This is a genomic window from Streptomyces sp. NPDC004788, from assembly GCF_053601115.1.
The window spans coordinates 1-25,571 of sequence record NZ_JBSGBF010000017.1; the positions used below are offsets into that span (position 1 = coordinate 1).

Below are 25,571 nucleotides of genomic sequence, written 5' to 3' on the forward strand. Positions count from 1 at the left end.
GACCGCGCGGGCGGTGGCCCGGTCGCGGGTGATCTGCGCGGCGTCGCGGTCGCGGGCGGCGATGCCGAGGCGGGACAGCAGCCGTTCGCGCACCTCCCGGCCCAGGACGGCGAGCAGCCCGTGGGAGGCAGCGCCAGGGGTGTGAAGACGCAGCTCGATTCCCATGGCGAGGTGCCACAGCATGGCCGCCATGACCGGGCCGACGAAGGCCCGGACGGTGCCGCCGACGGGACCGCTCTCGGCGTAGGCGGGGATCACCTGCACTCCGGTGATCACCCAGACCAGGGTGCCGGGCAGGCCCGGGGCGCCCTGCGTGGCCAGGTTCTGCCGCGCCATCAGCGCGGTCGCGAAGAGCGCCAGTTCGGCGGCGGCGAACATCCCGGCACGCTCGGCGGTGCCGGCCATGTCGAGGTAGTCGGCCGCGAAGCGCCACGAGGTGTCGGCGCTGTAGGCGGTGCAGCCGAGGGCGGCGAGGGCGGCGACCTTGACCGCCGGACCGCCGACGCGCTTCTGCGGGCGGCCTCCCCGGCGCCGGATCGTCCAGGCGACCAGCACCAGGGCGAAGACAGCAGGGACGCCGACGACGAGGAGGAGAGGGAGGTCCAGAGCGTCACCCAGGGACAGGACGGGGTGGGTCATGCGGCCTTTCCGAAAGAGGCGGGCGTCACGGTCGACGCTGCCTGGCGGGACACCGGCTGTCGGGTGCCGGGCTTGGTGGTCACGGGGCGGCCCGATGCTGGAGCGGTCTTCTGCCGCTTCTTCTTGGGCCGGGGCACACCCTGGCGGCGGTCCCGGTCGAGCACCTTGTTGGCCGCCTGCCGCAGCAGGTCACGGGCGTGCTTGTGGCTGATCTGCAGACCGGCGGCGAGCCGGTCGGGCCGCCAGTCCCGGACATAGGCGTGGTCGACGACGACCTGGCGCTCGGCCTCGGTCAGGTGGACGTCGCGGCCCTGGAAGAACGCGATCACGCGCCGGTAGTCGAGCCGCTGAGGCAGTCCGTCGTGCCACGGGCGGCGCTCGGCTTCGGTGAGCCCGCCCCAGATGCCCTCCTTGAGGACGTTCTCGAGCGCGTAGTTGAGGCACTCGCTGCGCACCGGGCACCAGCCGCACAGCTCCTTCGCCTCGGCGATGGCTTCGTGGTCCCGGGGAAGGGGGAAGAAGACGGCGTCGGCGTCCTCGACGTCCATGCCGTGGCAGGCTCCGCGGGTGTGCCAGCTGGTGTCTGCGATGCCGCGCAGGCCGGTGGCCGGCGCGTCGTGGGTGGTGATGTGGCGCAAGGGGGTTCTCCGATGTGCTGTCGCGCCGTCGGGCCAGGGCGGTGCTCGGCGGGCACGGCGTCGGGTGCCGGCTGCGGCGCGGGAGCGTGCGCCGCAGCCGAGGAGGGACGGTGGTGGTGGGCGGTGCACCGAGCGGGGTGCACCAGCCGTGGACGCCGGTCAGACCATGGCCGGCTGCTGGGCCTGCTGGGCGGCGGCGAGGTCGAGGCGGCCGGGGTGCGGGGTGGCACGCGGGGCGGTTCCGCGTACCCCGTCGTCGGGACCGATCCGGCGTCGGCGGCAGGGCTCACCGGGCTGCGCCAGGCACCAGCCGCAGCGCACGCCGAGAGGGTCGGGCCGGCCCTGTGCGACGGCCGCCTCGCGTGCGGCTCGGGCGGGCCGGTAGGGCGCGAGGGCTGCTCGGGCGGCGGGCGGTATGCAGGAGCCGATCTCCCGCAGCCGGGCCTCCAGCTGCGGGTCGATCCCGCTACGCCCGCTGGTGATCGCCCTGGCCTGCGCGGGCTGCGCGAGGCCGGCGGCGACGGCGCGGCGGGCGCCGGCCAGCGCGGCGGTCCAGGCGGCCTGGTCGTCTGGGTCGACGGACGGCGTGGGGTCGGAGTGCCTCGCTAGGCGGTCGCGCCGGTAGCTCTCCCAGGGACGGGCCACGTCCGCGGGCAGGATCTGGTACGGCGAGGTGCGGATGTGCTGGCGGGCGGCGACGCGGGCGTCCCAGCCGTGCGGGGTGGCCATCGGCACGTCGCCGAGCAGTTCGTGCCACTGGGCGAGCTGGTCGCGGGCCTCGCCCTGGTCGGTGCGGATGGTGCGGGGGTCGAGTCGGCCGATGTAGGCCAGCAGGGCGGCGATTTCGCGGCGGTCCACGGTCAGCCCTCCGTTCCGGTCGGCTCGTCGAGGGCGGCGAGAAGGGCGGCGGTGTGGGCTTCGGCCCGCGTCATACCGCCGGTGGCGGCGGAGGCTCCGCCGGGCACGGCGTAGAGGTTCGGGCGGCTGGGGGCGTGCTCTCGGGCGATCCAGGAGCGCCAGTCGGTGGCCCAGGCGTCCGCCGGCCTCGGCTTGAAGGCCGCTCGGTGGGTACGCCACTTCGCGTCGGCCGCACGCAGGCCCTCCTGGCCGAGGCGGTCGAGGTGTCCCTGCTCGCGGGCCCAGGTGTGGGTGGCGGGGTCGACCTGCCACTCGGCAGCCGAGAGGACGGCGGCGCCACTGCTGTACCTACGGTTCAAATCCGGTTCACTACGGTTCTGTGTGCCGGTTTCCGGTACACCGTTGTGCCGGTTTCCGGTACGTCGGGGTGCCGGTTTCCGCCGGGGCCTGCCGGTTTCCGGTACTGCCGGATTCCGGTCCCTCGCGGGGGATTCCGGTACCTCACGCGGCCGGATTCCGTACCGCCGCAGAACCGAGACCCGCAGGGTGGGGGCGGCCTCGTACTCGCCCGCCGGCACCTGGCCGGCGTCCTCGGCCTGCGCGGTCTCTGCGACGGCCTGGGCGGCGAGGGGCAGGCGGTAGACCGTGCTGCGCTGCGGGCCGGTGAGGTCGTCGAGCTGCTCCAGCTCACCGGCATGGACCAGGCGGTCGATGGCCTCGCGCACCGTGGAGACGGAAGCGCGCGTGCGCTTGGCCAGGCTGGACAACGAGGCCCAGGAGACGCACTGTTCGTCGACCACCCGGTCGGCGATCGACAGCAAGACCAGGCGTGCGGTCCCCCGGCTGGAGCTGTGCTCCCAGACCCACTCGCGGGCTTCGCTGCTCATCGACCGCTCCCGGCGACGGGGCGGAGCCGGCGGTTCGCCGGGGCAGGGGAGGCGGGCTCCGTCGCGGTGCGTGAACGCGCCGGGGCGGAGATGGCTGCCGCGCAGGCCACGCGGAAGGGCCTTTTACGCAGGGCAGGAGGCATGCGATACTCCTCGTTGCAGTGTTGCCACGCTGACGCGCCCCTCGGAAGGACTCAGCGTGGTGATGGTGGGCAAACCCCGCCCTTGCCGGGGCGGACATGCCACTTAGCGTTCGGCGTCTGGGAGTTCCCGCTCCCGGGCGCCGTCGCTGCTATGTGGACCTAACGGTCTGGTCGGTGCGTATCTCGCTCCTCACGATCGCGGTGCCGGGCGGGCTGCCCGGAGGACGACGAACATACGCAGGGACCCGCGTCAAGATCCAGACTTGGTTCTTAAACTCTGTAGAACTTGTTGCCCCATCAGGTGCAGGCGCCGAAGGCGAAGCCTGCACTGCAGAGAGATCGTTTCCTGGCGGGGCAGCGACGACGCCCGTCATTCGACCTGGGGAGTGGCCTCTCCCGGACTCCGCCACCTTTTGCCTGGGATTAGCGCCCTGACGGGCCGCGCGGTGGGCGCTGTCCGGTGTGCGGGCCGCCACAAATTGCGCCACGTGCAATTTAGTGGAAGTGATGCGGCTCACTGTGGGAGTTGTTTCCTGTCCGTAGGGCTCTAAGAATTGAGGTGGAATTTATGCCTGCCAGGCCCTGCACGTCAAGGGTGGTTTAATGTCTCCGGAATTTGCGCGTGGCGCAATTCATTCAAATTGCGCGTGGCGCAATTTCTTCGAATGATCTTGAAGTGCTGAGAGGCGAGAAAGTGCGAGCTGTCACTATGTCCAGCCACGGCGGCCCGGAGGTCCTCCGGCTCACGGCGGTCCCTGAACCGGAGCCGAAGGCCGGACACCACAGGGTCGAGGTCCTCCAGGCGGGGGTGAACTACGCGGACCTGCATGTGCGGGAAGGGGACTACCTGGCCGGTGTCACGCTCCCGTACGTCCCTGGCAACGAAGTGATGGGCTACAGCGACGGGCGGCGGGTGGTGGCCCTGACGCGCGGCGGCGGATATGCGCAGGTGGCCTTGGCTCACCGTCGCTCCACGATCCCGGTCCCGGACGACATCGACGACGCCACGGCGATCTCGTTGACCCTCCAGGGCAACTCGGCCTGGCACCTGCTGCACACCGTGCTGCGCATCAGCCCGGGGGAGACTGTGATCGTGCCCGCAGCCGCCGGCGGCGTCGGGTCCCTAGCAGTGCAGCTCGCCAAGCGGGCCGGAGCCCGCGTGGTGGCCCTGGCCGGCACGGACTCCAAGCGAGCTCTGGCCCTCGGCCTCGGGGCAGATGCCGTCGTCGACAGCACCTCGACAAGCCTGGCCGTAGCCCTGAAGGAGGCGACCCATGGCGCAGCCGCCGCCGCGCTGGAGATGACAGGCGGCGACACCCTCCATTCGACCTTGGAAGCCCTGGCACCCATGGGCCGGATGGCGGTCTACGGAAGCGTCAGCGGCATCGAGACCACCATCACCACCCGCGACCTCATGGCCACCGGCAAGACGGTCAGCGGATTCTGGCTCCCCCTGCTGTTCGGGCATCGGACCGCGCTGCGCGACTCTATGGCCGACCTCTTCCAGGCCGTACGGGACGGGGAACTCGCCGTCCCGGCGCCCACCGTGTACCCGCTGAGCGAAGCGGCTCGCGCGCACGAGGACATGGCGGCCCGCCGAACCACCGGCAAGGTCGTCCTCGACCCCGCTGCCTGACTCGACTCGGTATCCGGCGCGGCTCGGACCCCAGTGCTCCGCCCCCACGAGGGGAGGGGCGAGGCTTGAGGTCGAGCTCGCTGCCGTCAACCGACCGACTCGTCCAGCTGCTCGCGCAGGTCACGCAGAACCACCAGGCGCTCCGACAGCTCGGCGATCATCGTGTCCAGCTCACTGCCGGCCTCTCCCGCGGAGGCCGGCAGTGTCGTGCGCAGAAGCTGCTGGTACTCGCGCACCACGCCCCGGCGGGACGACTGCGGCACGAGACGGCTGAGCGTCGCCTCCACGGAGAGCGAATTCACGCGCCACCCGCCACCGTCCTGCCGATACGCCCACACCACGGTCCGGTCCTGCGGGTTGAGCGTGAGACGGCACCCAGGGCCGGCCAGAGCGCTCAGCTCCGGCAGGTCGATCGCCCCGTTGCCCGCGAGCGCTGCCGCGTCCTCCGCTGAATCAGCCCACCCGGCCTGCGCCCAGGAGGCGTCCCCGATCGCCTCGGAGCCTCCGGCCCCGCCCGCTGACAGCGCATTCGGCTGCTGTACGGATCCGGGCTGGAGCTCGTGCTCGCTGCCGAGCCAGGTGATCACCACCGCCCGCAAGTCCGGGTGTCCAGCCGGGAAGAGGAGGTGCGAGACGACCTCGACCTCCTGGAAGTCGAACCGTGGCAGGCGCATGCGGAATCGGTTGCCGTCGCGATGGGCGACCACATGGGGGCTTTCGTCCCACAGCCGACGGCAGTCCGGGTCCTCGTAGATCTCGCGCAGCAGGGAGGTCATGAAACGGTCGGCCTTATGGCGCGCCAGGAACATGCGGATCATGGCCAGGTACACACGGGCATGATCTTCCCAGCCCACGTACTGCTTGCGGGCGTCCGGGTGCAGCAGGGCCCAGCGCATCAGGTTGGCGTCCGGCTCGACGACCCAGGGGTACCAGTCCGCCATCGCCCGGTTATAAGCGATCATGGACCAGCGGGCGTCGGTTACATAGGCGGGGTGGGGCATCTGCTGGTCCAGCAAGAACTGCAGGGTGCGTAGCTCCGGAGGCTCGTCCCTCGGCCTGGTGCGGCCGATCAGGGCACCGCCAGGGGTGTAGTACAGAAGCGTCTGACGCTCGTCCGGCCCCAGGTGCAGCCGCCCGACCAGCTTCTCGACCGCGTCATGCGGGAGGCGAGGAACCGCGCCCCGTTCCAGCTGCCCATACCACTTCTCGGACATGCCGATGGCGTGCGCCACCTCTGCCTGAGGGATCGCGCGACCACGCCCCTCCCTCAGCCCCGCAGCGAGGCGCCACGCCCTGAGCAGACCGGCCAGCCCCATCAGCTCTTCCGGGCCGAGTTCTCCCTCGTCGCTTTCTCCGAGACTCATGCGGCACCAGCTCCCATCACGTGCCGCCAGCTTGAGGCAGCCCGAAGGAGGCGACAACTCGAGTCACGCAGGAGAGGCGCGAGGCCCCTCTCCTGCAGAGTCCTCAGAAGCCCAGCCCGGATCGGTAGTCGTGTTCCGGTAGCCGTGTTCCGGTACTCCAGTTCCGATTCCGCCCTGAGAACGTGTGCGAGCCGGGGACGGAGACGGCTTTCCGTCCCTGAACTTGCACGTCGGGCACCAATCATCCCGCTATTAGTTCTGGATTCAATATGGCATCCGAGCGCCCCAAGGGGAGCAGCCACGCAGAGCGAGTGATCCGGGTCATGCAGGCATTTGCCGAGCTCCCCGGAGACACGCATTCTCTGAAAGCCATTTCCGATCACACGGAATTGGATCCTGCGGTGGTTCACCGCATTCTCGCGTCCCAGGTCGCCGCAAAATGGGTCGAGCGCGTAGGTCGAGGCAAGTACCGGCTCGGCAGCCACGCGGCCCGCGCCGGGATGCAGGCCATGGCCGGCATATACGACGGCCTGGACCAGCACGAGATCCTCGTCGACCTGCAAGCGGACTGCGGCGGCCTCGTCCTCTTCTACAGCCTCGCCTCCGTCGGCGCACGCCGCGTCTGCACCGACTACGCGATCGGCAACTACTGCCCGGACGACTTCGGCATGACCGCGTACGACATCTTCACTGCCGGATGCTCCCTCCGCACCGGCGCCTCCGGGCGCACCCTGCTCGCCTACGTTCCCGAGAGCCTCCGCGAGATCGCGCTCGCCGAGCCCATCCCCGAGACCGCCGGCCCGGGCGCACTCAACAATGACGACCTCCTCGCGACCCTCGACGGAATCCGTGTGCGGGGCTACGCCGTCGGACGCCAGGAATGCCTGCCCGGCTGGGACTCCGTAGCGGCCCCGGCCCTCTGGGGCGACACGGCACTCGGCGTCGTCCTGCTCCTCAAACCCCTGAGTGATATCCCGAACGACATCACCGATTACATCGACCAGGTCCTCGGGGCCGCCCAGCTCATCAGCCTGGCGGCCACCCAGGGTGGCCGGAACCCCCAGCTAGTCGCCTGACCACGAGAAAGCGCAGCCGCACCGTGCCCTTCTTCACCCACGTCCAGACCGCAGACGAAGCCCAGGCCCTGATCGCAGATCTCGCAGGCACGGGCCTGCGCCGTCTCGACGCGCTTGGCCGTCACCTCGGCCCCGTCCGACTCGGCCTCGATCCAGAGCACAATGAGATCTGGTGGGCCGCGCCCGACCGTGAGGCATGGGCTGTGGAGTCGACGACACCAGGCCAGTTTCTCGATCTCATCAGCGAGCGTGCTGATCCAGCCTGGGTTGATGAACCCCTGGCGCGTGCCGATTACCAGCGCATCCTCGACACGCTCATCCCCTCTGCAGGATCCACACGGCATGCGGGGCGGCTCGGCGCCAGGCGGGACGGCTGAGGACGCCGCCGCCCTGGCCAGCCATAACGTCGTACCCCTCCCGGTACTGAGCTGGCGTCCTGGACGACTTGCGGCGGCGGGGCGAGCGGTGCTCCTCCAGACGAGTGGAGCGAGCACACGCCCGCCGCCCGCAGCGAGGCGTCCGGCTGCTGGAGCACACCGGCTGGCACTCTGGCCGGATCGTCTCCGACCCCCGCCTGGCCTTCCGTCGCGTCACCCTCGACTACCCCGCTGGGCGGCCGAAGCGGCCACGATCATCACCGCCTGGCACGCACCGACGTCTCAGGGCCAGTCCGGCTCCACGATCTCCTCGCCCTCGCCCTGAGGCTCCTCGAAGCGGGCGAAGAAGTCGTCCAGGGCCTCCGGAGTGACCATCAAGGAGTTCGCGTCCCCGCGTTCGTTGCGCTCCGTCAGTCGGCGCAGCAGCTCGTCACGGGCCACCGGGAAGTACAGCAGCCGCCACCGTCCGCCGGCCGACTCCACCAGCGTCTTCATCGCGTCGCGGTCCTTGCGGGGCCACAACCCGTGGTCCCACACCACGTGCCGGCCCTCGGCGACGAACTCGGCCAGCCGTTTGTGCAGCTCGGCGACGACCGGGGCCTCCTTCTCGAAGTAGGTGTTCCCCGGGTAGTCGACGCCGTACCGGCCGTGCCGCTCGAATACCACCTCGTCCACCGACAGTCGCACCGCACCCTGGGGCTCCAGCACCTGCTGGGCGTAGGTCGTCTTCCCCGAGCCTGTGAGCCCCACCAGCAGGAAGACCGTCGGAGCGTCGCGCTCGGCCACCGCCAACTTCCCTCACCACTTTCAGCGTTCCTGCCCGGCAGTCTGCCACCGTCGGCCGGACCGGAACGCCCGGTCCCGGCCACCGCCGCCTGAAGGAGGCGCCTGTGCCCGCCTCCACCCCTGCCCGCGCGCTGCGCGCCTACGTCCGCCACGCACACGGCACCCTCGGCAAGGCCAGACCGTCGACCGTTTCCTCGACGAGCGCCTTCGGGTCCAGTGGCTGTGGCGCGCTCAGCAGCGACGCGAGGACGTCACTGCGATGGGCGATGCAGGAGCGGATCGGGGGCGAGGGAGATGGTCATCCACGGAGCGGCCTCGTGGCGATAGGAATGCCCTACGGGGTCGGTGCCGCTGCGGTCGTCGAGGCTGAAGCCGTTCACTGCGATCAGGTGCGGTGCGGTGTCGTCGACGGAGGCGATGGTGCTTGAGCACTCGGCGCAGAAGCCACGGTGAAGTGTGGGGTAGGTCGAGTACCACTTCGGCTCTCGGCCAGGGCCGGTCCAGGTCAGGGAATCCCTGCGGAAGCCGACCCAGAGGACGGCCGGTGCGCCGCTGATCCTCGTCTCGTGCTCGCACGAGCACAGGTGCGGGTCGATCGGGTCACCGACAACCCGGTAGGCGATGCGAAGGCATAGACAATGTCCGGTCCGGACGGTCTCGGATCGGGTGGAGTCCGAGACGAGACCCGGGACTCGTGCGTTATCGGCCGGCCAGGAGGGCTGGCCGGTCGAGGAGGCGGCGGTCATCAGATTCTCGATTCGTGGCAGGGGCGCGTTGTTACCAGGAGGTGCTGTCAGCGAGTTCGGTGACGGGTTGGTGAGCGGCCTTGGGGATGCCGAGGAGGACGCGGGCCTGGTGGACTGCCTGGAGCTGCTCGGCCGCGGATGGGCCCCAGTCGAAGAAGAGCAGGGTCTGCTCCGGGGTGGCCAGGATCCGGACGTAGGTACGTCCGGTGGATGGATCGACAGGGACCGGGCCGAGGTTCGTGAGGGCGGCGGCGTAGCGGACGCGCGCGCAGGGTTCGTCGGGGTCGGACAGGTACCCGAGGTGCCGGGTGCCGGCGAGCTCGGCGGCGGCCTCTTCGCGGGCTTCACGGATCAACGTGGTCTCGGGGTCTGAATGGTCCTCGGGTTCCGGTGTGCCGCCGGGCAGGCAGGCCGCGCCGCTGTCGGAATCGAGGAGGACGAGGACACGCCCGTCCGGGGCGAAGGCCCACGCGCAGGACTGGCGAACCGTGAGGTCCTCGGGGACGGGGACGGGGTGGAAAGGGAAGTGGTGACGGGCTCGGGCGGTGCGCAGGATGCCGACCCGGTCAAGAACGGTGGGAGCGATCGGGAGCCCGTCCTCAAGGAACGCCAGACCGGCGCCGCTGATGCGGGCGCGGAGCGCGGACAGGGCGCGGCGGGCATCGCCCGGAGACATCAGAGCGGGCAGGTCGGCGGGTTCGACGAACTCGACGGCCTCGATCTCGCCCGGTGCGGGCCGGATCGCCGCGATCTGCTCCTCGTCCCAGACGCCGCCGTCGAAGACGTGCAGGAGCTCGCCGGGGAACTTCATGGCGGGGGGCGTTGTGCGGCCGGCGGGGGAGACCCAGTCGAGAGCCAGCCCGCGGGTGACGGTCGCCGTGACGCCGAGTTCCTCCTCCAGCTCTCGGGCGGCGCCCTGGGCGGGGGATTCGCCCTTGTCGACGGCGCCGCCGGGCAGCAGGCGGGTGGGGCGGTAGGTCACGCGCTGGAGCAGGACCTGCCCTCGCTGGTTGGTGATCAGGACGGAGGTTCCGGCCCACAGTGCGGCCGAGGCGCGCAACGCCCCGTACGCAGCCTCGTTCATCGCCACACTGGGACGTTCGTCGGGTGCAGAAGTCGTCGTCATCTCTCTCCGATCGGTGAGTGCGTGCTTGTGGGCGGCTGACACGCGGGTGGGGTGTCAGACACTCAACTGGGCTGGGTTGCCCTTCGTGGGGCCGGGGCGAGGCGGGTGAAGTGCTCGGTCTGGATGATCTGGTTGCGGTCGGCTTCGGGAAGGCGGGCGAGGATGCCGGGCAGGGGCCGCTTGCGTGCGACCTCGCCGCGGTGCGCGAGGATCGCTCGCCACTTCACGTCGGCCCAGGAGGTGACGTCGACGCTGGTGGTCACGTATGAGTCCGGTACCGCGAGGACGGCCTTGCCCACCCCTTCAAGCAGCGGGCCGAGCAGGCCGACGCCGGACTCGGGGTGCGTGGCGGCGTACAGAGCGGTCGGCTGCCAGGGCGGGCCCGCTTCGGGATGCAGGTGGGCGAGGCCGGCCGCTTCGACGGCGAGCAGGGTGATCTGGTGCGTGCGTACGTGGTCGGGGTGGCCGGTCAGCTGGCCGAGGGCGTCGTGGCCGATGACCACATCGGGCTTGAAGTCGCGGATGTGTGCGACGAGGTGGCCGACTGCTTGGTCGAGGGGAGCGTCGACGAGCCGGGGCCGGCCGGGGGCCGCCTCGGGGTTGCGGGCGTCGTTGTAGCCGAGCAGGCGTGGGGTGCCGGCGCCCAGGACGGCTAGGGCGTCGGCGAGTTCGTGAGCTCGTCGGCTGTCGGGCGCCCAGGTGGCGGTGACGACCGCCGTGCGGGCCCCGGCCGCGGCATGCTGGGCGAGGACGCCCCCGGCGAGGAGGGATTCATCGTCCGGGTGTGCGAAGACGGCGAGCAAGCTGGGCAGCATGGGGACCTCCGGGGCGGTCACAGTACGGGGACGGGGGTGCCGGTGAGGTGCTCGGCGTGGCGGGCGAGGTGGGGAGCGAGCTCCGGGTGGCCGCCGCGACCGGCGACCTGGAGGAGCTGGGCGAGCGCGACGAGTTCGCCGGTCCGCCCGGCGGGAGTGTCCAGGACGTGGGCGAACTCGGCGCGGATCCGGGCGGCCGTGGCCGGCCGGGCGAGGCTGTACGCGTGGAGGAGTCCGACGTCGAACCCGACGGGCACGTGGCCCCATCCCTCCCAGTCGAGGATGACCAGCGGTGGGCCGGTGAGATTGGCCCAGTGGAGGTCGCCGTGGCCGGTGGTCCAGGAGATGGCTGCGGGTGTGGGGATGCCGAGGAAGCGGGTGAAGTTGCGGTCGATCCACTGCCGGCGTACGGATTGGCGGTCGGTTGGAACCGTCGCGGTGGTGGCGAGGGCGGTGCGTAGATCACCCCACCATGAGTTCGGCAGGTTGGCCTCGGACGTGAGGACGGGGCCGCCGGTCTGGAGGGCCGGTTGAGCGATGTACTCGGACAGTTCGGCGCGGTAGGCGTGGCCGCCACGGGTCCACTCGCTGACCTGATGGAGGCGGGGCCGTGGCACCGTGCGGGGAAGGGACGCGTCGGCAGAGGCGTTTCCCTCCCATAGTCGGCTCACCCGTTTGTCCTCGGGAGCGCAGACCAGGCGCAGCCACCAGCGGCCAGCACGGCGGCTGAGAGTGCGGCCCTGCCAGCCCCATGCCTCCGGCCCGCCCGCCCTCACCGCGAACGCCCGGGCCGCGGCTCGGTGTGCCGTACGCATCCGTACCCGGTCGGCCTTCTCGCTGGGCGGCGTGAACACCGCCCGGTCGGTGGGTGGTGCGCTGCGGTTCATGGCCGAGCTCCCAGGAGGTGGGCGGCTCCCGCGTCGAGCAGCTGCTGAGCGGCCCGTTGGCCGACGGCGGCGGGGTGGTCGGCGGGGCCGGTGGTGGTCGTGCGGATCGGGGTGCCGCCTTCCGGGGCGAGGACGACCGCGTGCACGGTGACGATGTCGGCTGTCGGGTTGAGGGTGGCGTGGGCGGAGGCGGCGGTCAGGCAGTTGCCGTGGAGGGCGGCGAGGGTGGCGCGTTCGGCGTCGAGGAGGATCCGGGTGGGGGAGTGGGTGAGCGGGGCGAGGACGTTGCCGGTGGCGTGGTCGTCGGTTCGGTGCTCGATGACGACGATCCCGGCGCCGGAGGCGGGTAGCCACACGGTGGGGTCAAGGATCTCGGCGGCGCGGTCGGCGAGGTTGAGGCGGCGCAGACCGGCGAGAGCGGCGATCATCACGTCGGCGCCCAGTACGCCGGAATCCAGGTCGCGGAGGCGGCTGTCGGCGTTCCCCCGGATCGGCACCGCAACCAGCTTGGGGTAGAGGGCTCTGAGGAGGGCGGCGCGGCGGGGAGCGCTGGTGCCGACCCGGGTGCCGGGCGGCAGTGTGGCGAGCGTGGCCGGTGGGTGTCCGGCGGGCAGCACCAGGGCGTCGCGGACGTCTTCCCGGGGCAGGACCGCGCCGGTCGAGATTCCCGGCTTGCGGTCGTGGGGGCCTGGCAGGTCCTTCGCGCAGGCGATGGTGGCCTCGACGGTGCCGTCGAGGAGGTGTTCGTCGGCGCGCCGGGTGAAGGCGCCCTTGCCGCCGATCTGGGCGAGGGGGCCGCGGTGCTGGTCCCCTTCGGAGGTGATGGTGACGATGTCGAGGGGGATGTGCGGGTACCGGGTGCGGAAGGCGTGGGCGAACCGGTCGGTCTGCTCCATGGCCATCGGGCTCGGGCGGGTGCCGAGCCGGAGGGAGCGGGTGGAGGGGTTGGCGGTCATGACGGGTGCTGGTCTCCGTGTGGTGAGGCGTGGGCGTTGCGGTGTGGCGGTGAGCTGCGGTCGGGAAGCGCTGTCGATCAGGTGGTGTCGCGCGGGCTTGGTCACCTGTCTTCCAGCACCGGTGCAGGTGCGGGGGACCGGTGGTGCCGCGCCGGAGCCGGCAGATGCCCGTCTCGGCACGGCCACTGGAACACCAGCCGGCAGTGCGCCTTGTCCAAGACGTGCCCGGCGGGCAGCAGAGCGTCGGGGGTGCCAGCCGGGTGGACGGTCAGGACGGGATCGGCGTGCTTGTCGTTGTCGTCGGCGCGTACGTGGCGGTCCCACGCCCGCACCGTGGCCGCCAACTGCTCAGCGAGCTGCGGGCCCTGCTCACCGAAGGCGTGGACGAACCACTCCCACTCCTTGTCCTCGGGGAGCTCGCCGTGCCGGGTCTGGACGTGGATCAGGTAGGCGAGTGAGGCGTCGCCGACGACGGCCGGTGCGTCCTGGTCCTTCGCGATATCGGTGACGCCCGTGTCCTGGTGGGCGGCCAGCCGGCAGAAGCCAGGCAGGGTGGTGGCCGCGTACAGCTGCAGGGAGCCGAAGTAGGCGCCCGCCCCCATGGTCACGCCGGTGGCGATCTCGTGCCGCGGTCCGCGTAGCGCCTCCCCCAGGCTCGCCGTCTCGGCGGCGTCGCCGTGCTCGAAGCGGAGCGTCAGCTCACCGTCGAGGAGGCCGGTGACGGGAATGGTGCGGGCTTGCTGTCCTTGATCCCGCACGAAGCCGCAGTACGTGAAGTGCCGGGCCTCCAGCACCTGCCCGCGCCGCTCGAAGGCGATCGCCCGGGTGTAGCCGCCGATCTCCAGCGGCAGGACCAGGCGTCCGCCCTCGGCCAGCTGCTCCCGCCAGGCCGGGGAGATGTCCCAGCAGTTATAGGTGATCACGCTCGCGTCGAAGCCGCCGCGCGGCACGAGGTGTGCGGGGGCGCCGAGGGCCGCGTCGGCCTCGACGGCGGTGACGCGTCCGCTGCCGGCCTCCGTGGTGAACCGGCGGGTGCGGCGTACGACCCACGGGTCGATGTCGACGGTCACCACGCGGCCCTCGGGGCCGGCGATGTGGGCGATGAGTTCGGCGTTGTAGCCGCCGGATCCCGCCTCGAACACGATCGCGCCCGGCGTCAGGCACAGATTTTCGATCATGTCGGCCTGGAGCCAGGCCGCGGACACCGAGCTGATCGCTGCCCCGGTCTCGTCGCGCCGGGTGATGACGGCCCGGTCGCCACCGTCGTACGCGGCCGCCAGGTTCGCTTCCGGGGCGAAGCGGTGGCGGGGCACGGTCCGCAGCGCGCTGCGGACCGGCTCGGAGGGGGCCCAGCCGCCGTCGATGACCGTCTTGGCCATCGCGTGGCGCAGCCGGCCGGCTTCGGCCGGCTCACCTGGTACGGCCGGCTGGTCGACGGCGATGGGATAGGAGGCTGCCGGCGGTAGGTCGGGAATGACCGCGGGCCAGACGGCGTCCAGCGCCTGCGCGGCAGGGGTGAAGATGTCGCCGACGCAGGCGAGGGCGTGCAGATCATGCCACTCCCACCGGTCGAACAGCCTCGGCTCACCGTTGGCCAGGACTCCCGTCCAGGCGGCGATGCGGACGACCGCCGTGAGTCGGGGGGTTCCGTGGCTGTCGTCGACGAGCATCGTCACCACGTACGCGTCACCCGGCTCGGCGACCAGACCTGTCTCCTCGGCGAGTTCGCGCACCGCCGCGGCGGCGAAGTCCTCCGGGCCGCTGGTCTTGCCGCCGGGCAGCTCGAGCATTCCGCGCCGGGACTGGCCGAGCAGCACCCGGCCGGCATCGTCGGTGACGACGGCGAGAGCGCCGGTCAGGGCATGGCCCGTGGTCGGCCCCTTCTCGACGGCCCGGGCGGCGGCGTGGCAGGGACCGCGCAGGACCAGGAAGGCCAGGCCGTCCGCGTCCAGCCGCTCAACCGTCTTCCAGCCAGCGGAGAGCAGGTCGATCTCGTCATCGTCCAGGGCGATTCCGCGCCGCTCCTCAGGCGTGTTCTCCACCACCGGTGTGATGACGACGAGAGCGCCGCCGTCCCGCAGCCGCTTGCCCAGCCCATGCAGGACGCGACCGCGGTCCTTCAGGAACGGATACATCAGCCGCATGACGACCAGGTCGTACCCCTCCGCGTCCAGCGGGGCCGGGTCGTCGCGCTCGATGTCCAGATGCAGCCAGCGCACGCCCTCGACGTCGGCATGCTCCTCGCGGGCCCGGGCGATCGCGCTGTCGGCGAAGTCGACGGCGTCCACGGTGTAGCCGAGGGAGGCGAGGAAGACGCTCATTTCCCCAGTCCCGCACCCCACGTCGAGCGCCCGGCCATCGCCGCCGGGGGCGGGGGCGTGCTCGGCGAGCAGTTCCCGCTCGCGCTCACCGACCTGCCGGAAGTTCTTGCCGTCGCTGTAGTGCTTGTCCCACTGATCGCGGGCGGTGTACGTCAACGTGCTGCTCCTCAAATGCGTAGGTGCGGTGGTGGTCAAGGGCGTTGCGCGGCACGGAGCCGGGCCAATGCGCGGCGGCCGCGCTCCACCAGCTCGGGATCGCCGTGAGCGGCGCCGTAGGAGATGCCGGAGACGGCGTCCAGCACGGACAGGATCGTGAACTGGGCTTCTTCCGCCGGAGTGAAGGAACGGCCGTAGCCGTCCATCACGGCCTGAAGGAGGTCGGGACGGCCGTGCCAGGCATCGGACAGCCGGACGAAGTCGCGTACCGCCGGGCCTTCCTCCGAACGCTCGAAATCGATCACATACAAGGCGCCGGCGTCCTCGTCCCAGCGCAGATTGCGTAGCTGGAAGTCGCCGTGCGTGGGCACCACATCCGAATCGGGCAGGTCGGCGGCCTTCTCGGCCATGGCACGGACGAACACCTCATCCCTGGGAGCGAGATGGAGCCGAGCTCCGTCCAGGTGCCGCTCCAGCTTTCCCAGGGGCAGCGTGCCGGAGGCCGGCCGGGACGGGGCGCTTGTGTGGATGGCCGCCGCGAGCTGCCCAATGCGGTGGAAGATCCGACGCTGCTGCTCAGGCGGGAACGTGGCGCCGTGCAGGGAACGGCCTCCCACGGCAGTGAGGACCACCACCCGAAGGCCCGCGTCAGCGGCCACCAGGCGGGGTGCGGCCGCGCCGAGAGCGGGGACCCAGCTACGGAGGGCCGTCACTTCGCGCTGGTGGAAGCGCGGGCTTTGGTGGATCTTGACGTACCACTCGCCACCCTCGGCAGCGCGCGCCCTCCAGACGCGGCTTTCCTCACGCGCCCAGGAGACGTCTGTCCAGCCAGCGATGCGGCCCACCGCCCGCTCGGCGAAGTCGCGCACGGCCTCCTCCGGGACGGCGCCGTGGCTGCCGTGGCCGGGGACCAAGACGAGCCGGTCGACTGCCGGGTCGTAGGCGATCGGGTCGCCGGGCTCCTGGAAGTGCACGCCCATGTGTGCGTCGGCCCGGTAGGCGTCTAGTCCCGCCCGGCAGTAAGCGACCATTGGCTCCGGCAGCTCGTCGAACGAGAACCAGCCCATGGCATCGCACACCTTGCGTTCCGTGACCTGCGGGGTGCCGTGCCAGCGCCGCACCTCGAAGAACACTCCGACGCGTGCTCCGCCGCCGGGTGAGCGGTGGTGAACGGTGACGGCCGCGCGGACATCGGTCGGGTCGACCACGACGCCGGTCTCCTCGCGGGTCTCGCGCACCAGTGCCGTGACCATGTCCTCCCACGGGCCGTCCAGATGCCCGGACGGAAGGTGCCAGCAACCGGCGGCGTAGACGTCGCCGGCCCGTCGAGAGAGCAGCACCTCGGGCCCCGCTGTGCCGTCGCGCACCGCAATCAGGTGGACGTCGAGCGGCTCGGTGTGCCGCTGGCCGCCGGTCATGCGTCACCGCCAGGCCGGCGGGCGAGCAGCACGGTGAAGACCGCGTACTCCTTCAGGACACCGCCGTGGGCATGCGCCTGGAGCAGCTGGAGTGCCTCGGCCTCGAAGTCCTGGTGGCGGTCGGCGAACAGGGCGGCGCGGGCGAAGCTCGTGGTGCGCAGGTAGCCGAGGACGTCCTCGGGCGCCCAGAAGCGGGCGATGGGGAAGCTGTGTTCGGCCACGTCACTGAACGCGGAGTCGGCGAGGTCGTCCTCGTAGGAGCGGGATGGCCCGGTGTACGTACTGTGGGTGCCGGCGCGTCGGTCCGGGCCCAGGAAGGTCTGGATCAGCTCCCGCAGGGCGGCCGTCCAGTCCGCTTGGTGGGTCCAGAGGCTGCCGTCTCCCATGATCGCCAAAACGGCGTGCGGCGCGGCCACCCGGTCCGCCATTTGCAATACGGATAGGCGGTCCATCCAATGGAAGGACCGGCAGCAGGTGATCAGACTGGGTGCCTGGTTGGGCTGGGCGGGGACGAAGGTGTGGGCTTCGCCGGTGAAGGCGGCCACTGTGCACGCGCCGCGGACCGGCTCGAGCGCGGTGAGGGCCTGGTGGAGCATCTGCTGGTTCACGTCGACCAGGTCGATGTGCACCAGCCGGTGCAGAACGGGTCGCAGCGCGAGGGGCACCTGGCCGGTGCCGGTCCCCAGGTCGAGTAGGACAGGGTCGGGCACACCATGCTGGGTGGCGGCCAGGAGGCGGACCGCCGCGTCCGGCAGACCGGGACGGTAGCGGGCGTAGCCAGCGGCCGCCGTGCCGAACAAGGTGTTCTCCGAGGAGGGAGTGCCGGGGACTTGAGGGTGGGTCATCGTGTCTCTCCGTTGTCACAGCATGGGGTGGGCAGGAGCCAGGACAGGGCCCCGCTGTCGGTGGTCACCCGCTGCGTGTCGTCGGCGCCGATCTGAAGTCGGTACGTCTTGGGTGATCCGGCAGCTCGCCAACGGCTGGCAATGTCCTGGATCTCCGCCCAGATGTCGCGAGGCCCGGCCACGGTGACGTCCCACCGGCGGTAGCCGACCGGGCGCACCCGCATCCACGAGCCGCACTCAGGCGCCCCGATCGTCAGGTCCTCGGCGCCGAAGTGCCGGACCAGCCCGGGGAAGTGGTGATCCAGGGCCAGCCACAGGCCCCGCGCGGTGTCCGGCGGGGGCTCCAGTCGGGTTCGTTGGGTCCAGTCGCCGCGCGAGGTGGCGATGCGGTCGCGGAACTTGCGTGAGAGGAACAGCCGGTCGAAGCCCCACCCTCCGCGGTGCCCGAACTCCTCCGCGACCAGCGTGCCCTCCACCGCCCCGGTTAACGTCCTGGTGACCACGGCCAGGCCCGGCCAGGACGGCGAAGAGGTTCCCAGCGTCATCAGCGCCCGCCCGCCCGGCGCGAGCTGGCTCACCAGGGCCGGTGGGACCCGGGGCACGGCGAAGGACACGAAGATCCGGTCGTATGGCGCGGCCTCGGACCATCCTGCGGTGCCATCCCCGGTCACTACGGCGGGCCGGTAGCCGAGCTCCAGCAGCCGGGCCCTGGCGGCCTCGCTGACGTGGAGGTCGACGTCGACGGTGACGATCCTGTCGTGGCCGCACACGAAGCACGCCACCGCGGCAGTGACCGCCGCTCCTGTGCCGACGTCCAGTACCCGTTGCCCCGGCCGCAGGTCCAGCCTTTGGAGCAGGTCGGCGGTCATGCCCATGGTGCTGGACATCGCGGTCATGGCGCCCCCGGAGCGCGGCCCGGGGATCCGGCCGAGGACCGGCTCGCCGTCGTGCTGGATTGCCACGCTTTCCCCGCTGTAGAGCAGACGCAGCAGCTCGTCCCTGTCGTCCGGCCGCGCCCAGTCCAGCGCATCCCAGCGCGGCGGCGTCTCGTCGGGCGCCGAGCGCCGCACGTACGCCTGCGGCATCAACACCTCGCGAGGCAGCGCCAGCAGCGCCTCACGTACGGGGCTGGGCCCCACGTCATCGCATTCCTCCAGCCGGGAGACCATCGCTGCCCGGGCGGTCGTTGCCGGGGAGTCGTCGACGGAGGACTCCGGATCCGTGCGGGGTGCTACGGGCGCGGTGTGGTGGGACGGCACGGTGACCTCCAGGGGATCTGGCGGTTCGGGAGAAGCGGAGGACACGACCGCTGCCGCCACGTTCGATTCCTCGCTCACGCCACATCGCCTCCCCGTGCGCTGTCTTGCCGGGCGTTGTCAGTACGTGCGGGCTCCGGCACGGCTGGGCTGGGTGGCGGGGGCGCGAGCGGGGACTGCGCACGGGCGTCGACTGGGCCGGCCGGTGGGTCCGGCATCTGTCGCAGCGCGCGTAGCGGGGACCAGGCGAGGACGATGAGGGGGACGAGCAGCAGGGACGTCCCGACGGTGAGTGCGGGCCGCACACCGATCCACGTTCCGAGTCCTCCGGCCAGCAGCGCGGCTGCGGGGCGGGCGCCGGACGTCAGCCAGGTGCTCACGGCCTGCATCCGTGCCTGCATCTCGGCCATGGTGATGATCTGACGAATCGATCGCTGAGTGGTGCCCGCGGCACCGGCGCAGGCCAGCTGCAGGAACAGCGCGGCACCGATTGCGATCTGCCAGCCGAGGCCGGGGGAGGCGAGCAGCAACGGCAGCTGGGTCAGAGGGGTGATGGCGAGCGCGGCCAGCATCATCGGTCCCGGGCCGTGCCGCCGGGCGAGCGCGGGGGCGGCGAGCGCCCCGGCTGCCGCGCCCAGCGCACCGAGCCCCAGGACTAGGCCGAAGGCGGTCGCGCTCATCGCGAGGGACCTCAACAGGTGCAGCGCCCACAGGGTGTTCAGGACCCCGAGGGCGAAGGAGGTTGTGGCGTTGGCCAAAGTCAGGGTCCGCAGCCGTTCGTCGCCGTGCACGTACCGCAAACCTTCGCCGATCTCGTCGCGCAGTCGGCCGCTCTGCGGGCGGTCGCGTTCGGGTTCGCCGGCCTGGATGCGGGCGGTGCATCCGGCGCTGACCAGGTAGGAGGCGACGTCGCCGAGCAAAGCCCGGGCGGGGCCGAGCACTGCGGTCAGCACGGCGCCGAGGTGGCTTCCGCCGGTCGCGGCGACCGCGAACAGCGCGCCCACCCGGCTGTTGCTCCGCTGGATCAGGGACCGATCGACGAGGCTGGGCAGGAGGCTGATGGCCGCAGCGTCGTGCAGCACTCCTGCCGCTCCCTGGACCACGGCGACGATCATGAGCTGTGACAGCGTCAGCATGCCGAGCGCGGCCGACACCGGGATGGTGGCGAGCACCGCGGCGCTGACCAGGTCATTGGTGATCATCTGTCGGCGCTTGGAGTATCGGTCGGCGAGCGCGCCGGCGTGCAGGGCGAGCAGAGCGGGCGGGAGCTGCCCGAGGAACGCCAGCCACGCGACCTGAGCAGTCGTGGCGTTCAGGTGGAGCACGGCCAGCACCGGCAGCGCCATCTGGGTGATCGAGCTGCCGGCCACGCTCGCGGTCTGGCCGGTCAGGTACCGGCGGAAGTCGCGGTGCCGCCACAGCGAAGCTCCGGAGGGAGCGGGTGGGGCTGGGGGCTCAGCGCAGGACGTCACGAAGCACCTCCTCGGCTTCTTCCAGGCGCTCCCACAGCACGCCCGCGGCCTCGTGCCGGGCGCGCCCGTACGCCTCAAGCGCCGGCGTGACCGCGTCCGGGTCGTTCAGCGGCTCGGACAGGGGATAGACCGAGCAGGCCAGGTACCCGGCGGCGACGCGAGGCACGGCGAGGAGGTCCAGGGCCAGAAGCTGCCGGTTCGCCGCCCGGTAGGCGCCAACCGCACGGGCCAGGCCCGGGATCCATCCGTCCGGGTGGGCCAGCACGGTGCGCGGGTCAAGCACAATCCGGCCGAGCTCCCAGGCGGCACTGCGATGCCCTGGGGGCCGGAAGTCGATCACCGCCGCGACCCTCTCACCGCGCAGCAGCAGGTTCGGTGAGGCCAGGTCCCCGTGCACGACCTGCGCCGTCAGTGTGACCGGCAGCTTCTCCAGTCGGGCCGCCACATCGGGAAGAGCGGCAAGCCGTTGTTTCGCGGTCTGAGCGCACCAGGCGTCGAACCCTCCCGGAGCCGGCGGTGCGGCGGACCAGCGGGCGAGCAGCTCCTCCAGCCGCCGTCCGGCCCGCGCGACGTCGCAGACCTCGCGGGCCGCAACAGGGCGCGGTGGCCCGGCAGGGTGGCGGGCCAGGGCCCGGTGCAGACGGCCCACGGTCTCGCCCACCGCATCCCACCGGCCACCGGACAACCCGCCCTCGGCCGTCTCCGCGTCCGCGACGTACTCCGCCACGGACACCGACAGCCCGCCGGCCGACGCGATCACCTCGCCGGACACCGACCGCCGCACGGCCGGCACCGGAACCCCGGCCGCCCTGGCCGCCTCACCCAGGGCCAGCGCCTGCCGCTCCTCGGCCAAGTCGGTCCCACGGGGGTACGCCTTCACGAACCACCGCCCGCCTTCGCGGTCCTCGGCCAGGTAGTTACGGGTCGCCGTTCCCGCCGGGCCCTCCACAACCGCGGCCGGCGTGATCCGATACAGCAACGCCAGGGCCCCGGCCACGGCCGTGACATCGGACTCGGCACTCATCCCGGCACCCCCAGCGGCCCCGGCCCCCGGACAGACAGGGCGCGCCCCGCTCCCGCTAGGCGTGCTCACGCCGTTCACCAGCCCAACTGGGAGTAGACGCGGCCTTCGGCGATGCCGGCCAGGGCCGTCCGGGTGTAGGAGACGAGCCGGTCCGGGAGCTCGTGGGGCGACCACCACTTCCAGGCCAGGCACTTGTCGGTCTCCAGGACCTTCGGCTCTCCCTTCCAGCGGCGGGCGCGGAACACGAGCTGCATCAACGGCGGTCCGCCCGGGGCATCGACGACGTGCACGACGTGCGCGAGATCCACGTCCGCGGGGTCGATGATCAACCCGGCTTCCTCCCACGCCTCCCGCACCAGGCACGCGACCGCGGACTCCTGTTCGCACTTTCCGGCCAGGTAGTGCCAGGTGTTCCCCGCGAAAGCCGAGTCCGGGTGGCGCAGGCCCAGGAGCACCCGTCCGTCGTCGTCCTCCAGGTGGAGGTGGACGCCGATGCCGTTGAGCACGGGCCGGCTGCCCCCCTCCTGCAACGGAGTGGCGGCGCCGGGCGCGCCGCCCGGAGGGTTCTCGGCCGCGTGCCGGCGGATGAGGTCCCGCGTCGCGGGGCTCAGACGGAGCCGGTCCAGTACGTCGGGGGTGACCCAGCGCAGCAGCACGCCCTCGTGCAGCCGGAGCTGGTCGGGGTCGCCGCGCCAGATGCCGGTGAACACCTGGATCGGGACGCTGAGGCCGTCGACGCTGGTGGCCGTCTCCACGGCGTACGGCTTTACGTCCTCCAGGAGGAGGTCGGGGACCTCCTCGGACAGCTCCCGCAGCAGCGTGCCCTCAAGGTCTTGGTCGTCGTGCGTGCGGCCGCCGCCAAGCAGGGCGAACGCCCCCGGCTGCCAGATGACGCCGGGCTTGTGGTCGCGCAGATGGAGCAGGTACCGGCCCTGCCCGTCATGGATCAGGGCGGACGCGTTCACCGGCTCCGGCAGCCCGTCCAACTGGGCGTGGAGGAGCTTCGCGCGCAGTGTCGGCGAGGTGACCTCCGGCATGGCGAGCCACCGAGCGCCGGACACCTCCTCGTCCTGCAGGGTGATCGCCGGCGGCTCGTCGCAGACGAGGTAGAACACGTAGCGGAAGTCGTAGTGCTGGTGGGCCGGTTCGCCCTTGGAGGAGTTGGCGTCGATGTCGTGGACGTCGATGTCGATCGGGGAGCCGAGCGTCTGCTGGGTCAGGCACAGGGCCTCGGGCGCGATCCCGGCCTCCTCCGCCACCTCACGCAGCGCCGCGGCGAGCAGCGTGCGGTCCTCGGGCTCGATGTGGCCGCCGGGGGCGAGCATCATGCCGGTGACCCGGTGCCGGATGTGCAGTACCCGGCAGCGGCGGTTGATGAGGACGGCGCTGCACGTGATGTGGCCGGGCAGCGCCGTGCGGGCGATCACGTCGGCGGGCCGGTCCAGGGCGGCGAGCAGCCCGGCCAAGGCATCACGCTCGTCAGGGTGGCGGCCGAGGTACGCCTCGACGGTCTTACGGATCGAGGAGGAGCTGGGGGGCATGAACGTCGTCTCACCTTCGACGTAGGGGCGGGGTGCTGCGGGGCCGGGCTGGTGGAGGTCGCGTAGGTGGTCAGCTCGCCGTCTCGTGGTCGGGCGGCTGGGCGCTGCGGGGGCCTGGAAGCGTGTCGGCCGCGGCCGAGAGTCCGTACTGAGCGGCCTGGGCGGAGAACATCCCCTGGTATAGGCCGCCCTCGCGGGCCATCAGGTCCTCGTGCGTGCCGTCCTCGACGACGCGCCCCTGATCGAGGACGTAGATGTGGTCGGCGTTCATGGTCGCGGCGAGCCGGTGGGTGACGAGGACGACCGCGTGTCCTTCCGCGGCCAGGGACCACAGCCCTTGGAACGCGGCGATTTCCGAATGGGGATCGAGCGCCGACGTCGGTTCGTCGACCAGCAGGAACGGCGCCTGCCGGTACCTTGTTCGAGCGGTCCCCAGTTTCTGCCACTGTCCGCCCGAGAGCTGGACACCTCGCTCGTAGCCCTTGAAGACGATCGAGTCCCAGCCATGCGGCAGGCCCTCGATCAGGTCGAGCACGCCCGCCTCCTTGGCGGCCTGGCGAACGCGGTCCATGTCCCGCGGACGGTCGCCGATCCCGATGGCCACGTTCGCGGCGGCCGTCATCTCCCAGCGCGGGAAGTCCTGCGCCAGCAGACCCACGGCGCCGAAGACCTGGGAGCGGTCCGCCTCACGAAGCTCGACCCGCTCGCCCGACTCACCCACCCACCACACGTCCCCTTCGGAGGGCAGCAGCACTCCGGCCAGCACCTTCGTGAGCGTGGTCTTCCCCGAGCCGTTCGCACCCACCAAGGCCGTCACCTTCCCCCGGGGAACCCGCACGCTCACACCCTTCAGCGAAGGACCGTCGGCCCCCGGGTAGGTGAACGACACCTCCTCCGCCAGCACCTCCCGAGTAGGTGTGGGCAGCGGCGTACCGGAGGACGGGATGGCGTTCTCGCCTGCCACCTCGATGGCGTCCTCGGTGTCGGTGAGGAACAGCAGCTCCTCGTACAAGCGGTTGACCTGTTGCACCAGTGACGTGAGCCGTGCCGTCGAGGTGCGGATGGCGATCACCGCCGTGCCGCCGACGGCGAGCGGCAGACCACCGGTCGCCAGGAGCCACCACAACACCCCGTAGCAGGCCAACGACGCGAGCCCCGCGAAGCCGCCGGCGATCAGGTCTGTGGAAGCCTGTGCCCGGGCCAGGCGCCGCTGCTCCGCCTCCGTCTGCCTCGACATCTCCTCGTAGCTGGACAGCAGCTTGGTGCCAGCGGCGTGTACACGGATCTCCCCGGCGGCGTGCGGGCGGGTCAGGTAGGCGAGCAGGGAGGCGATCGCCCTGCGGTGGTCGACCCAGTTCAGGCGGGAGAGGTACTCGCGGCGCGCGGAGCGGACCGCTCCCCATCCCTTGGGGAGGGCGATGGCCAGCAGCATTGGCAGCAGCGCCCAGTGCAGCGCCGCGAGTACGACCGCGGCCGCCGCCATGCCGATCACGACGCTGCCCACGCCGACCGACAGCCGCAGCATGCTGCGGGCCGAATCCGTGCCGAACTTCCCTGCCTCCAGGACCCGCTGGACCTCCGGTCGCTCGGTCGCCTCGACCTCGACGTGGGTGACGGCCGTGTAGTACCGGGCGGAGACCGCCCGCTCCACCTGCGGCTCCAGCCGGCCTGACATGGCTGTCGACCACGCCGACAGCACCGCGGTCGCCACCGCCGTGACTGCGAGCACGGCCAGCGACGGCAGGGCGTCGCGGAGCTTGTCCGCGGTCGGACCGTCGGCGAACAGCTGGGTGAGGACGCTGTTGACCGCCACCAGCCCCCAGCCCGTCGTCAAGCCCTGCCCGAGCTGGGCTGTCACGACCCCGGCGAGCGCCCGCCGGTCCGTCTGCCAGCCGGTGCGCAGCACCATGCCCACCATGCGGGGCAGCGCCGCTGCCATGTGCCCGAAGCCCAGTCGGGTCAGCGGCCCTTCGTGCCGGACGTAGGACTGGTCGTAGCGCAGTCGGCCGCCGTACAGTTCGCGCTCGGCGTCCGAAATGCTGGTCGCGGCCGTCGCGGCGGCCTTCGACGGGTCCTTGGTCTCGTCGCCGCCTGGTTCGACTTGCGTCAATGTGTTCCCTCTCGGAGGCGTGGTGGTGGTGTCGGCGTGTCCAACGACGCCGCCGCAATTTCGAACACGTGTCTTTCGGTCGGGTTGCGCACCCCGGTATTCAGCGGTTCTTCGAAGGTGCGCAGTGCACCGACCCTTGCCGCGCAAGAGCGCGTCGGCGGGGGTGTGTTGGCCGAAACGCCGATACTCAGTCGTTGCGGCTGTATGCGGTCAGCAGGAGCGCTGCGAACGCCTCGCTTTGGTTGCCCGAAGCGGCTGGCAGGCGACCCGGACGTCTCCTGTGGCCTGGTGTTCAGAGCGGAAGCCGCCGCCAGCACGTCGGCACCAGGAGTTGGTGATCTTGTCTGGTGCAGGCGACAGGTGCCAGCAGTGGGTAGGGTTCAAATGAGCGACGGCAGCTTCCCGCTCTGCCAGTGGTCGAGCCAGAAGGCGATGGCTGATGCCTCCTGGTCTTCGATGGAGCGGTCGTGCAGCAGGGCTCCGTGGGGGGGGGC

Annotated in this window: 21 protein-coding genes and 1 pseudogene; 3 read left to right on the forward strand and 19 right to left on the reverse strand. The window is 71.4% G+C overall.

Going from position 1 to position 25,571, the window contains the following annotated elements; all coding sequences use genetic code 11:
• The 4 genes and pseudogenes from ACWEJX_RS10555 to ACWEJX_RS10570 all read right to left on the reverse strand — a co-directional run.
• Nucleotides 1–639: pseudogene (locus tag ACWEJX_RS10555) on the reverse strand (hypothetical protein); the annotation flags it as partial.
• Nucleotides 636–1,277, reverse strand: coding sequence for a WhiB family transcriptional regulator (locus ACWEJX_RS10560; protein WP_331452087.1), 642 nt, complete (start codon nucleotides 1,275–1,277; stop codon nucleotides 636–638). The pseudogene ACWEJX_RS10555 and the gene ACWEJX_RS10560, both read right to left, overlap by 4 nt.
• A 159-nt stretch (nucleotides 1,278–1,436) precedes the next feature.
• Nucleotides 1,437–2,135 (reverse strand): zinc finger domain-containing protein, encoded by a 699-nt coding sequence (locus ACWEJX_RS10565; RefSeq protein WP_331452086.1) that lies wholly within the window; start codon nucleotides 2,133–2,135, stop codon nucleotides 1,437–1,439.
• A gap of 2 nt (nucleotides 2,136–2,137) precedes the next feature.
• The gene (locus ACWEJX_RS10570) at nucleotides 2,138–3,022 is read right to left on the reverse strand and encodes a helix-turn-helix domain-containing protein (RefSeq protein WP_331452085.1); all 885 of its coding nucleotides are present in this window, start codon (nucleotides 3,020–3,022) and stop codon (nucleotides 2,138–2,140) included.
• A gap of 837 nt (nucleotides 3,023–3,859) precedes the next feature.
• On the opposite strand from ACWEJX_RS10570, the gene ACWEJX_RS10575 reads away from it, so the two are divergent.
• Nucleotides 3,860–4,801, forward strand: a complete 942-nt coding sequence (locus ACWEJX_RS10575; RefSeq protein ID WP_331452084.1) for a quinone oxidoreductase family protein — start codon at nucleotides 3,860–3,862, stop codon at nucleotides 4,799–4,801.
• A gap of 86 nt (nucleotides 4,802–4,887) precedes the next feature.
• On the opposite strand, the gene ACWEJX_RS10580 is transcribed toward ACWEJX_RS10575, so the two are convergent.
• A complete protein-coding gene (locus tag ACWEJX_RS10580) occupies nucleotides 4,888–6,165 on the reverse strand; it encodes a helix-turn-helix transcriptional regulator (RefSeq protein ID WP_331452083.1) in 1,278 nt (425 codons plus the stop codon).
• Between the two features lie 269 nt (nucleotides 6,166–6,434).
• Here ACWEJX_RS10580 and ACWEJX_RS10585 point away from each other — a divergent pair, with 269 nt between their 5' ends.
• Nucleotides 6,435–7,241, forward strand: coding sequence for a helix-turn-helix domain-containing protein (locus tag ACWEJX_RS10585; RefSeq protein WP_190044134.1), 807 nt, complete (start codon nucleotides 6,435–6,437; stop codon nucleotides 7,239–7,241).
• Nucleotides 7,242–7,264: 23 nt separating this feature from the next.
• Entirely contained in the window at nucleotides 7,265–7,618 is a 354-nt protein-coding gene (locus ACWEJX_RS10590) for a hypothetical protein (RefSeq protein WP_451607128.1), read from the forward strand.
• 282 nt (nucleotides 7,619–7,900) lie between these two features.
• On the opposite strand, the gene ACWEJX_RS10595 is transcribed toward ACWEJX_RS10590, so the two are convergent.
• The 14 genes from ACWEJX_RS10595 to ACWEJX_RS10660 all read right to left on the reverse strand — a co-directional run bounded on the left by ACWEJX_RS10595 (nucleotide 7,901) and on the right by ACWEJX_RS10660 (nucleotide 24,969).
• The gene (locus ACWEJX_RS10595) at nucleotides 7,901–8,404 is read right to left on the reverse strand and encodes an ATP-binding protein (RefSeq protein WP_331452082.1); all 504 of its coding nucleotides are present in this window, start codon (nucleotides 8,402–8,404) and stop codon (nucleotides 7,901–7,903) included.
• A gap of 251 nt (nucleotides 8,405–8,655) precedes the next feature.
• Entirely contained in the window at nucleotides 8,656–9,150 is a 495-nt protein-coding gene (locus ACWEJX_RS10600; protein ID WP_451607129.1) for a GFA family protein, read from the reverse strand.
• Between the two features lie 31 nt (nucleotides 9,151–9,181).
• A complete protein-coding gene (locus ACWEJX_RS10605; protein ID WP_331452080.1) occupies nucleotides 9,182–10,234 on the reverse strand; it encodes an NUDIX domain-containing protein in 1,053 nt (350 codons plus the stop codon).
• 104 nt (nucleotides 10,235–10,338) lie between these two features.
• On the reverse strand, nucleotides 10,339–11,091 hold the full coding sequence (locus tag ACWEJX_RS10610; RefSeq protein ID WP_451607130.1) for a PIG-L deacetylase family protein: 753 nt from the start codon (nucleotides 11,089–11,091) through the stop codon (nucleotides 10,339–10,341).
• A gap of 17 nt (nucleotides 11,092–11,108) precedes the next feature.
• Nucleotides 11,109–11,978, reverse strand: coding sequence for a hypothetical protein (locus ACWEJX_RS10615; protein ID WP_451607131.1), 870 nt, complete (start codon nucleotides 11,976–11,978; stop codon nucleotides 11,109–11,111).
• Nucleotides 11,975–12,934 carry a hydroxymethylbilane synthase gene (gene hemC, locus ACWEJX_RS10620; protein ID WP_451607132.1) on the reverse strand — a complete coding sequence of 320 codons (960 nt, stop codon included), beginning with the start codon at nucleotides 12,932–12,934 and terminating at the stop codon, nucleotides 11,975–11,977. Before hemC ends, ACWEJX_RS10615 begins: the two co-directional genes overlap by 4 nt.
• A 101-nt stretch (nucleotides 12,935–13,035) precedes the next feature.
• On the reverse strand, nucleotides 13,036–15,411 hold the full coding sequence (gene fxlM / locus ACWEJX_RS10625; RefSeq protein WP_451607133.1) for a methyltransferase, FxLD system: 2,376 nt from the start codon (nucleotides 15,409–15,411) through the stop codon (nucleotides 13,036–13,038).
• 35 nt (nucleotides 15,412–15,446) lie between these two features.
• A complete protein-coding gene (locus tag ACWEJX_RS10630) occupies nucleotides 15,447–16,829 on the reverse strand; it encodes a phosphotransferase (RefSeq protein WP_451607134.1) in 1,383 nt (460 codons plus the stop codon).
• On the reverse strand, nucleotides 16,826–17,674 hold the full coding sequence (locus ACWEJX_RS10635; RefSeq protein WP_331452074.1) for a class I SAM-dependent methyltransferase: 849 nt from the start codon (nucleotides 17,672–17,674) through the stop codon (nucleotides 16,826–16,828). The genes ACWEJX_RS10630 and ACWEJX_RS10635 overlap by 4 nt, the downstream gene beginning before the upstream one ends.
• Complete coding sequence (locus ACWEJX_RS10640) at nucleotides 17,671–19,011, reverse strand: protein-L-isoaspartate O-methyltransferase (RefSeq protein ID WP_451607135.1); 1,341 nt, start codon at nucleotides 19,009–19,011, stop codon at nucleotides 17,671–17,673. The genes ACWEJX_RS10635 and ACWEJX_RS10640 overlap by 4 nt, the downstream gene beginning before the upstream one ends.
• Nucleotides 19,008–20,402 carry an MFS transporter gene (locus tag ACWEJX_RS10645; RefSeq protein WP_451607136.1) on the reverse strand — a complete coding sequence of 465 codons (1,395 nt, stop codon included), beginning with the start codon at nucleotides 20,400–20,402 and terminating at the stop codon, nucleotides 19,008–19,010. The genes ACWEJX_RS10640 and ACWEJX_RS10645 overlap by 4 nt, the downstream gene beginning before the upstream one ends.
• Nucleotides 20,386–21,426: a phosphotransferase enzyme family protein gene (locus tag ACWEJX_RS10650; protein WP_451607137.1), complete on the reverse strand. Its 1,041-nt coding sequence runs from the start codon at nucleotides 21,424–21,426 to the stop codon at nucleotides 20,386–20,388. Before ACWEJX_RS10650 ends, ACWEJX_RS10645 begins: the two co-directional genes overlap by 17 nt.
• 74 nt (nucleotides 21,427–21,500) lie before the next feature.
• Nucleotides 21,501–22,967: an NUDIX domain-containing protein gene (locus tag ACWEJX_RS10655; protein WP_331452070.1), complete on the reverse strand. Its 1,467-nt coding sequence runs from the start codon at nucleotides 22,965–22,967 to the stop codon at nucleotides 21,501–21,503.
• A gap of 70 nt (nucleotides 22,968–23,037) precedes the next feature.
• Nucleotides 23,038–24,969, reverse strand: a complete 1,932-nt coding sequence (locus tag ACWEJX_RS10660; RefSeq protein WP_443078662.1) for an ATP-binding cassette domain-containing protein — start codon at nucleotides 24,967–24,969, stop codon at nucleotides 23,038–23,040.
• Nucleotides 24,970–25,571: the final 602 nt, after the last annotated feature.